Below are 10,393 nucleotides of genomic sequence, written 5' to 3'. Positions count from 1 at the left end.
TTAGGAGTTAGGAGTTAGGAGTTAGGAGTTAGGAGTTAGGAGTTAGGAGTTAGGAGTTAGGAGTTAGGAGTTAGGAGTTAGGAGTTAGGAGTTAAGAGTTAAGAGTTAGGAGTTAGGAGTTAGGAGTTAGGAGTTAGCAGTTAGCAGTTAGCAGTTAGGAGTTAGGAGTTAGGAGTTAGGAGTTAGCAGTTAGCAATTAGCAATTAGCAATTAGCAATTAGCAATTAGCAATTAGCAGTTAGCAATTAGCAATTAGCAATTAGCAATTAGCAATTAGCAATTAATACTTAAGATAATTATCCTTACCTCCCTGATACCCAATAGCCTGATAATAGATTACAAAAGCAACTTTATAATATTTGCAGCAATGGATAACAGTCTAGCCGTTGTTTATCTCTCAATTTTGGTGGTTATACTCACAATTGCAGCCGTGAGTGTGTTTCGCCAGATTTTCAAAACTCGCAAGGTTGAAGGCTCTTTTGCAAGATTGCGAAAGAAGTTAGAGAAAGAAAAAGGTACGACTCAAGAATATTATGAGTTAGGCAGTATTTATTCAGAAAAAAAATTGTACTCTCAAGCGATCGCGCTATTTCAAAAAGCTCTCAAAGCTGCTGAAGAAGAGGAAGAAGAAAATATCGCCCCCATTTACAACGGGCTGGGCTATGTTTATTTTATCCAAGAGCAATATGACTTAGCAATTCGTCAGTACAAAGAAGCTCTCAAATCTAAACCAGACTACGTTACAGGATTGAACAATCTCGGTCACGCCTACGAGAAGAAAAAGTTAACTACTCAGGCGTTGCAAACTTATGAAGAAGCACTAAAGTTTGATCCAAATAACTCTATTGCGAAACGTCGTGCTGAATCTTTACGCCGTTTGGTTTCTGCGTAATTGCTGAAGCGTCAAATAATTTTGGATTTTAGATTTTGGATTTTAGATTGAGCAACGCGAAATTATGGAGGGGCCTCTTGCAACACGCCCCTACAAATAATTTTGGATAATTCATTTGGTTATTTTCTAAATCTGAAGTAATCGACCCTAACGAAATCAGGTACAGAAGTGACTTCCTGCCTACGCCCATCTTTTTCATAACCAAGAACTAAAGCAAACCCTGGATTTTCTTTAGTCCGCGCAGGCGGACGAAAGTTTGTGTAGCCGCGATTTCTAATCGCCAGGTATATTTGCAAGGGTGAAATGCTCTCGAATAGACATCTCCAGAAATTAAATATGCGTTATCCAAAACCCTTGTAGAGACGTAGCAGTGCTACGTCTCTACATTCATTTTCACCAGATGTCTAATATATTGGGTTTCACAATTGAGGACACCGTTAACAAATTAATTTGGCTTTAGCCTCTTAATTTATCGGGTTTCAATCTTAGGCTTGGAAATAGATAACTATAAGTCTTTTGTAAAAAGCTAAAAGATGATTAAGCGGCTAAAGCGTTTTTTGTGGCTATCTATTGCGATCATTTCCGTCATTTCTATCTCAATCGGATTCATGGAAATATTGATGGCTCAACAGCCTTCGATTTTCCATCCTCTCACTTCCCTAACTGAGTCAGAAATTAGTACAGCCGTTTCGGTCATCAAAAAAGAAAAAACTTTGAGCGAAATGGCAGCTTTTCCACTGATTGCTTTACAAGAACCAGATAAAGAAGAAGTTCTAAAATTTACACATGGTAAACCTTTCCAGCGAAAAGCTTTTTTGGTAATTTATGAACGTTCACTAAATAAAACTTATGAGGGTATCGTAGACCTCACAAACAAAACTTTAAGTTCTTGGAAAGAAATACCCTCTGTTCAACCTGCGATCGTTAATTCAGAATATGAACTAGCAACTCAGGTAGTTAAAGCCGATCCGCGATGGCAAAAAGCAATGCAAAAGCGGGGAATTACCGACTTTGAGCAAGTCAAAATTAGTTGGTGGGCACCAGGAATCCAGAGTCAACAGGAAGAAGCAACAGGTAATCGTCTTTGTCGCGGCTTATCTTACTACAAAGGCAAAGCCTGGAACTATTATGGTAGTCCCATTGAAGGAGTCGTAGCAACAGTTAATTTGAACACGGGTAAAATCGCTAGTTTTATTGATAAAGGAAATGTACCTTTCTCTAAAGAAAATTGGAACTATGATATCAAGTCCTTGGGCAAATTACTTTCACCATTGAAAGCATTGAAGATTCTCCAACCTAATGGTCAAAGTTTCCAGATTAAAGACAGTGAAATTAGCTGGCAAGGTTGGAAATTTCGCTATTCAATGCATCCTCGTAATGGATTAATGCTGCACCAAGTAGCGTACAACGATGGGGAAAATATTCGGCCAGTTTTATACCGTGCTAGCCTCTCAGAAATGGTAGTACCTTATGGCGATCCTGAGCCTACTTGGTCATTTAGAAATGCCTTTGATGTTGGAGAATACAACTTAGGTTTACTAGCAAATACGATGGAGTTAGGTAAGGAAATTCCCGAAAATGGCTTGTTGCTAAATGCTGTATTTGCTAATGAGCAGGGAGAACCTTATAAAATCCCAGGGGTGATCGGTATCTACGAGCGCGATAATGGAATGCTCTGGAAACATTATGAGTATAATACTCAGCGTAATGATGTGCGTCGCAGTCGAGAATTAGTCATGACGATGACGGTAGCTGTTGACAACTATGATTACAGCATCAATTGGATCTTTCACCAGGATGGGACTTTGGAAGTCCAAAATGAACTAACGGGTATCGTACTGGCTCAGGGAACGGCTGCCCAAAAGCAATCTGAGGATGATTCCCACGGTAGGTTAATTGCTAAAAATATCTTTGGAGTAAATCACCAGCACTTTTTCAACTATCGCCTAGATTTCGATGTCGATGGTCAAGCTAATTCGGTGATGGAAATGAATGTGAAAGCTTTGCCGATGGATGAGAAAAATCCTTTAGGAAATGCGATCGCACTTTCAGAAACCCCACTAGCCAAAGAAACGTCTGCGGTGCGCGATTTGGATCTGAAAAGCAGTCGGGAATGGATGATTGTTAGTGCAGACAAAAAGAATGCTCTAGGGGCTGCACCTGGATATATGCTAATGCCTGGTGGAAACTCTCTATTTTTCCCTGTGGAAGGCTCAAAAATCCGAGAACGGGCAGAATTTGCGACTCATCACGTCTGGGTAACAAAATATAAACCTAGTGAACTTTATGCTGGGGGCGATTATCCCAACCAAACTCGACCAGGACAGGGTTTGCCCAAATATATTGCAGATGATGAAGCTTTGATGGGTGAAGATATCGTACTGTGGTACACGATGGGCGTAACTCATATTCCGCGATCGGAAGATTGGCCTGTGATGCCTGTTCACCAAGTTGGCTTTAAGCTAGTCCCTAGAGGATTCTTTAGCCGGAATCCAGCGATCAATTTACCTGAGTAAAATATTGTTGGCTCAAGTTTTCTTCCTTCAGGTTTTTTGTCATGTCTAAAGGCGGTAACTTGAATGCTGATAAACTTATATAGGTCAAATACTGACACTTGTTAAAAGTAGGATATCTAATGAGCTTTCCAGAAATTAATATTCCCGGTGATGGCAAGCTGCACGCTCGCTTAATTACTTCCTTGGGTGAAATTGTAGTTCGTTTGGAAGAAGAGCGAACCCCCAACACCGTCAAAAATTTTGTCGGTCTAGCAACCGGAACAATCGACTGGAAAGACCCTAAAACTGGTGAATCTGGTAAGGGAACTCCAGCTTACGATGGGGTTCGCTTTCACCGGGTCATCCCTAATTTTATGATTCAGTGTGGCGATCCTCTGAGTCGTTATCTAGATACAGCTAGCCGATGGGGTACTGGTGGCCCAGGATATCAATTTGAGGATGAGTTTCATCCGGAATTGAGACACACTGGTGCAGGTATCTTGTCGATGGCTAATGCCGGACGCGGTACTAATGGTTCGCAATGGTTCATTACAGAAGCACCAACGCCTCACCTTGACAACAAACACAGTGTTTTTGGTGAAGTTGTCGAAGGTCTAGATATAGTCAGCAAGATTGCTAATGTGCCTACGATTAGAGATCGTCCTAATCAAGAAGTGGTGTTACAAAAAGTAGAAATTTTTCGGCAGTAATTAACACCTCGGTTTGTAGTAAGGATTTTAGTGCTTAGCTCGACTTTATCCATTTTTTGGCAACACTCAAGCTGATGCTGAAACCTTTGTGAGACAGTAGTTTTACTTTTTTCATTTAACCGGGAATCAGTGACATGGAAAAAGTTTTTGCCAAAAAGCTAGGGTTTTTGCTCTATAAGGAGAACCAAATTCTTAATTTTGGATAAAGTCGAGCTTAGAGGATGTTTTAAAAGTATTGGGCGAATAGAATTCGCTACTACACAAAACTTAGTCCACCTCCGTGGACTAAGAAAAATTAAGGGTTTTTAACCTGCGTAGGCAGGTTTTGTCTGTGTAGCCGCGATTTCTAATCGCCAGGGCTAGTATAAATTGAGACTGTACAAACATCGTCTTAGAAAATAAGCACTAAAGTCCTTACTACAAACTTACTTACCCATCAAGATTTTGCAGTCCCATCGCAATCTTACTGTGTTTTTCAATTTGCCCCATCACTTGTTTTGCCCGTTGAATAACTACAGCTGGTAAACCCGCCAATCTTCCCGCTTCAATTCCATAAGATTTATCAGCACCTCCTGGTTGGACTTGGTGCAAAAAGATAATTTGGTCAGGTAATTCTTTCACCGTCACTTGATAGTTAGCCACATTGGGTATGATACTAGCCAGTTCATTTAACTCATGGTAATGCGTGGCAAAAATTGTCCGTGACCGAATATCCACTGCGATATATTCTGCCACCGCCCAAGCGATGGAAAGACCATCAAATGTTGCTGTCCCCCGGCCAATTTCATCTAATAGTACCAGTGACCTAGATGTGGCATGGTTGAGAATATTTGCGGTTTCATTCATCTCCACCATGAAGGTAGATTGACCAGTTGCTAAATCATCTACTGCACCAACACGGGTAAAGATGCGATCGCATATTCCCAATCTAGCAAACCTTGCTGGTACAAAACTACCAATCTGTGCCATTAACTGAATCAATCCCACCTGCCGCAAATAACAACTTTTGCCGCTAGCATTTGGCCCAGTCAGAATAATCAAATCAGGACTGTCATTTGTTCTTTGTCCTTTGTCCTTGGTCATTTGTTCTTGGTCATCTGCTAATGACAGATGACTAATGACTAATGACTCTCTTCCCAATTGCGTCGAATTCGGCACAAAAAATCCCGCAGGCAAAGACTGTTCCACCACTGGATGACGCCCATCAACAATATTTATCTCCCTTCCTGGCAACATTTCGGGACGACAGTAACCTTGATGCACCGCCAACTCAGCTAAACCACACAACACATCTGCCGCCGCCACTGCACGAGACAGATTGCGAATTACTTCCGCCTCTTGTGCTACCTCTTCCCGCAACGCCGTAAAAATCTCATATTCCAACTGATTTAAATCATCCCGCGCCGTCAAAATCCGGGCTTCTCGTTCCTTCAAATCTGGGGTGATGTAACGTTCTTCATTGGTCAGGGTTTGCTTGCGGATATAATTAGCGGGTACTTGGTCAGCTTTGCTGCGGGAAATACTGATATAATAACCAAAAGTTTTGTTAAATCCTACCTTCAGCGTCGAAATTCCTGTCTTAGCTCTCTCATCAACTTCCAAGTTGGCAATCCATTGCTGGTCTGCTTCTACAGTCGCTTTTCTCTCATCCAATAGAGGATTTACACTAGAACGAATTAATCCACCTTCCTTGATTTGGATGGGTGGTGACTCTACAAGATGCGCGTGTAACTTTTGTGCCAATTCTTCCAACACACTGGGGACTTTTTGCAAAGCTTTCAGGAAAGGAGAACGCGTCTCAACTACTAAGTTGGATAATTCCGGTAAACGTGAGAGGGAATCTGCCAAAGCTACTAAATCTCTAGCATTAGCTGTACCAGAACCCGCCCTTCCGGTGAGACGTTCTAAATCATAAATTTGCCTTAACAAATGCCGTAAATCTTGACGCAGGGGCGTATTTTCCATCAATTCTTGGATGGTATCTTGCCGCGCCCGAATGCCTTTAATATCGAGTAGCGGTTGCAACAACCACCGCCGCAAAGCCCGCCCACCCATTGCTGTACTAGTTTTATCTAATGCCCAAAGTAGGGAACCATGAAAAGTGCTATCCCGGACGGTTTGGGTAATTTCTAGGTTACGGCGGGTTTGATTGTCAACAATTAGGTAGTCGGTGACAGTGTAGCTGCGGAGTCTCTGGAGGGTGACAGGGTTTTCTTTTTGAGTATCTTCCAGGTATTCCAGAAGACCGCCAGCCGCACGAACGGCGAGGGGAAGATGATCGCAACCAAGCCCTTCGAGCGATCGCACCTTAAATTTATGCAATAATCTTGGTCTAGCTTCACCTTGAGAAAAGGGAAGTTGCGATCGCAAACTATAGCAAAATGATGGTGACAAACACTGGGGAAGATGTGGCGAAGTCTCTCCCGGACGCAACAAGCTACCCAAATCGGGCGCATTTGTCGGCACCAACACCTCTGAAGGTTGCAAGCGCATTAATTCTTGTGTCAAATGTTCTAAATCACTACCTTGTGTGGTAAGAAATTCACCTGTGGAGATGTCTGCATAAGCTAAACCCCAATGATTTGCGGCAATTACTACTGCTGCTAAGTAATTATTGCGACTGGATTTGAGCATCCCCTCTTCTAGCAAAGTGCCGGGGGTAAGGATGCGCGTTACTTCCCGCCGTACCAATCTCCCAGCAGCTTCAGAAGCATCTTCTACTTGGTCGCAAATTACTACTGCGTAGCCTTTTTCTACCAGCAGCGTCGCGTAGCGTTCCCAAGCATGATGCGGAACACCAGACATCGCCACTCGTCCTTGTTCTCCAGCTTGCTTACTAGTGAGAACTAATTCCAATTCTTGCGCTAGTTTGACAGCATCTTGGAAATAGCATTCAAAGAAATCTCCTACCCGATACAGCAATACCGCGTGAGGATATTTATCCTTTGTTTCGACATAGTGCAGGTACATTTGACTTAGCTTGCTGCGGTCTACCTGTTGATGGTCGGAAATAAAAGTACTCGCGTCGGGTTTGGTAGATGGAGTTTCAGGGTGAGAAGCGGTCATAGATGCTATTGAGTTACGCGCGGAAATTCCACAATATCCGATGATAGCTTGATGTTAGAGGTGAATAGCGATCGCTCAAGATTTTTTTACTCTTGGCTGGGTTGTAGGTTGATACACCCATTATTGCAGTTAGTGTGGTGAACAGGCGATGGCTTCGCCAACACCTTCGGTGAACGCAGTCTGGCGAAGCTTGGCCAATCCTAGCTACATTCAACAACGCTAAAAGGTTCGGGGCGTGTATGGTTTTATGATAATTGCCCTTCTCTGTGTGGCAAGTAGCTGCCTCAAGCCATACTTTCAGAGTCGTTCTAGAAACAATTTATACGCTCCTCTCCATAAAATTCCCTGAGAACATCAATATCAGCAATTTGGCGATTTTTCCGTAATTCTTAATTGCTACTAATTGTCCAGAACACATTTCCAGAAATTAATTATGCGTTGCCATAAATCCTTGATATGCACAATTCATGAATTGTGTATACGTCATTTTCACTAGATGTTTAGTACAGAAAAGCTTTGCAGCATAACTGTTATTTTAAGCAGTAATCAGGGAACTATAAGATTGATTAACTTTGTAATTATTGCAATGCTTGTTCGAGGTATTACCAGAAATGTTAACTCAAGGTTAAGGATTGAAAGTATGTTGGCGATAGAGAGCATGACTAGTATCACAAATGCTAATAATCTGAACTTGCGATTAGAGTCTACTTTACAAGAATTACCACTTTGGTCTGTTTACCTCGACGCAAATAGTCCAGCAAGTAATTTGAATAGACTGTTTAAGCAAGAGCCTTTACTACCAGGAATTATCCTGGTGAAAAACCATGAATATCTGGGGATGATTTCTCGACAAAGATTTTTCGAACACATGAGCCGTCCCTATAGTTTTCCACTATTTTATAAACGACCTGCGATAAATCTGATTAACTTTCTGCAACCAGATGTATGTGTAATTTCTGAGGAGACGCTCATTGTAGAAGCAAATAAGGTAGCTTTGCAGCGAGAGCCTCAATTTGTATATGAGCCGATTTTAATAGAAACTCAGTTAGGCAGCTATAAACTACTCGATTTCCATCAGTTACTTTTAGCTTATTCCCAAATTCATATTTTAACATTAGCTCAACTAGAGCAAGTAGAAGAACAATCTAGAATTGCCAAACGAGGTTTTCGTAACCTGAAGAATAACTATACTCGATTAATTCAGAATGAAAAAATGGCGGCTTTGGGGCAACTTGTTGCTGGGATTGCACACGAAATCAATAACCCTGTTAACTTTATCGCTGGCAACCTGGTCTATGCGCTCAACTACACTCAAGATTTACTGAAATTAATTAGCCTATACCAATACCATTATCCTGCACCAGTATCGGAAATTCAAGCTGCGATCGCAGAACTTGAACTAGAGTTTTTAACTGCTGATTTTCTCAAACTTATTAATTCTATGAAGTTTGGTACTGACCGTATCCAAGAGATAGTTCTTTCTTTACGCAATTTTTCCCGTCTTGATGAATCTGAGAAAAAAATAGTTGATATTCATGAAGGTATTGATAGCACTCTAATAATCTTACAAAGCCGTCTAATCAATCAGCAAACAGGTCAAACAATTCCGATTTCTAAAGAATATGGAAATCTACCTCTTGTGGAATGCTACGCTGGGTTAATAAATCAAGTTTTTATGAATATTATAGCAAATGCGATTGATGCTATTTTCGAGAGTTTTGAATCAGCTGATATAACTCTTAAATCCCCCTTAATTCGTATTCGTACTGAAGTTACAGATAATCAGCAAGTAGTGATTCGCATTGCCGATAATGGTATAGGAATTCCCAAGGATATACAAAAGCGATTATTTGACCCCTTTTTCACCACTAAACCCGTCGGTAAAGGCACTGGATTGGGGTTATCTATCAGCTATCAAATTATTGTAGAAAAACATTGTGGTCAACTGCAATGTATATCTACCGTAAAAGAAGGAACGGAGTTTATTATTACAATTCCTGTCCAACTTAATTCATGACAAGTTAGTTCAAAGAACCTCTATTTTGGGTAAATAGTAATCGCTCAAGGATATGTTACCTTTTTGTTTGACTACTACGACGCGTTGGTGCTGGGGTAGCTGGCTCATAAGCCTTGAGTCCCCCATCGCCCGTAAAAATTTCTACTTGAAATGTGCTACTGGTTTTGGCTTGATTTTTTTGTGCGCCTAAAAATCTGTTTTGAAAATTAGTGCGGGGTAAATTGCAATGCCTCATAAATAGCTTGAGGATTGGCAGCAATAACCTTGAGGTAAGCCTGTGCGGTTTGGTCGGGTTCAGTGCGTCCCTGCTCCCAATCACGCAAAGTGCCAAGCGGAATATGATAACGCGCCGAAAATTCCTCCTGCGTCAATTTCAAGGCGCGCCGCATGGTTTTAACACGGGGAACACGTCTAGCGTTGCGTAATTCAGCTTCTGTCATAGGGCGGGCATCAGGGTCGCTAATAGCCGCAGCGTGAATTTCTTCTTCTGTCATGGGACGCATGGGCTGCTCTGGAAAGGGTCTTTCACTACCGTCAGGCAACACTTCAACCGCCGTCCCATCCTTGTGCATTCTCGCGGTAATAATCGTTTCTTTCATACTTTTCTGCTTTTCTGGCTGATATTAAACGGATACGCTGTCCCCGTTCGGTGTAGGTTACATGAAGTAGTACCCCGTCACACATACCCATCAGGTTGATGCGCTCTTCCCCATAATTTTCACGATCATCAAAACGTTCTACCGCAAAAGGGTCGTCAAACGCTTTGATTGCTTGATGGAAGCTGACACCATGCTTTTGCCAGTTGGTAATTGCCTTGTCATTATCCGTAAGCTACCAACTCGCCATTCTCATCCACAATACTGTAAAAGGTGTTCTGGGGGTGCAGAATATGTTGTAGTAGATTAGCTTCTTGCTCTCAGTAGTTATATAAATCATAGAGTGGCTCGTATCGCCAACTTAAGATAGCGTGTGCATTACTCTCATTGATTAGGTTAAACGTGAACATTACTTATTCTGATGTTTGTACTACCCTAACCCTAACTTTGAGATGCGCTCAGTATAACTCGGCGAGACAATCCCGAATGGAAGAATGACCTAAAATTATCTTTTAAGTTATTACTCCCGGTTCGCCCATTTTTTCAGAAGTTAGATAAAAGTGAGCAAAAGCGTAAAGGCAGAAATCATGTCTCAGTATGAAGAGTTCGATAAAACA

At 41.7% G+C, this 10,393-nt stretch carries 6 protein-coding genes and 1 pseudogene; 4 read left to right on the top strand and 3 right to left on the bottom strand.

Annotation, left to right across the window (positions count from 1 at the left end):
* Nucleotides 1–367: 367 nt before the first annotated feature.
* From V7K67_RS14625 to V7K67_RS14615, 3 genes are all read left to right on the top strand, one after another.
* The gene (locus V7K67_RS14625) at nucleotides 368–892 is read left to right on the top strand and encodes a tetratricopeptide repeat protein (RefSeq protein WP_334707074.1); all 525 of its coding nucleotides are present in this window, start codon (nucleotides 368–370) and stop codon (nucleotides 890–892) included.
* A gap of 533 nt (nucleotides 893–1,425) precedes the next feature.
* Nucleotides 1,426–3,408: a primary-amine oxidase gene (locus tag V7K67_RS14620; protein WP_335167111.1), complete on the top strand. Its 1,983-nt coding sequence runs from the start codon at nucleotides 1,426–1,428 to the stop codon at nucleotides 3,406–3,408.
* 119 nt (nucleotides 3,409–3,527) lie between these two features.
* Nucleotides 3,528–4,097, top strand: coding sequence for a peptidylprolyl isomerase (locus V7K67_RS14615; protein WP_334707070.1), 570 nt, complete (start codon nucleotides 3,528–3,530; stop codon nucleotides 4,095–4,097).
* Between the two features lie 429 nt (nucleotides 4,098–4,526).
* Here V7K67_RS14615 and mutS read toward each other — a convergent pair whose 3' ends face one another.
* On the bottom strand, nucleotides 4,527–7,163 hold the full coding sequence (mutS, locus tag V7K67_RS14610; protein WP_334729908.1) for a DNA mismatch repair protein MutS: 2,637 nt from the start codon (nucleotides 7,161–7,163) through the stop codon (nucleotides 4,527–4,529).
* Nucleotides 7,164–7,821: 658 nt separating this feature from the next.
* On the opposite strand from mutS, the gene V7K67_RS14605 reads away from it, so the two are divergent.
* Entirely contained in the window at nucleotides 7,822–9,180 is a 1,359-nt protein-coding gene (locus V7K67_RS14605) for a sensor histidine kinase (RefSeq protein WP_334729909.1), read from the top strand.
* 206 nt (nucleotides 9,181–9,386) lie between these two features.
* Here V7K67_RS14605 and V7K67_RS14600 read toward each other — a convergent pair whose 3' ends face one another.
* Nucleotides 9,387–9,752 carry a helix-turn-helix domain-containing protein gene (locus V7K67_RS14600; RefSeq protein WP_199349704.1) on the bottom strand — a complete coding sequence of 122 codons (366 nt, stop codon included), beginning with the start codon at nucleotides 9,750–9,752 and terminating at the stop codon, nucleotides 9,387–9,389.
* A pseudogene (locus V7K67_RS14595) lies at nucleotides 9,727–9,993 on the bottom strand (BrnT family toxin); the annotation flags it as partial. The pseudogene V7K67_RS14595 and the gene V7K67_RS14600, both read right to left, overlap by 26 nt.
* Nucleotides 9,994–10,393 lie beyond the last annotated feature (400 nt).

This window comes from Nostoc sp. (genome assembly GCF_036917155.1).
In the GTDB taxonomy this organism is placed as follows: domain Bacteria; phylum Cyanobacteriota; class Cyanobacteriia; order Cyanobacteriales; family Nostocaceae; genus Nostoc.
This window is presented reverse-complemented; position numbering and strand designations above follow the sequence as displayed.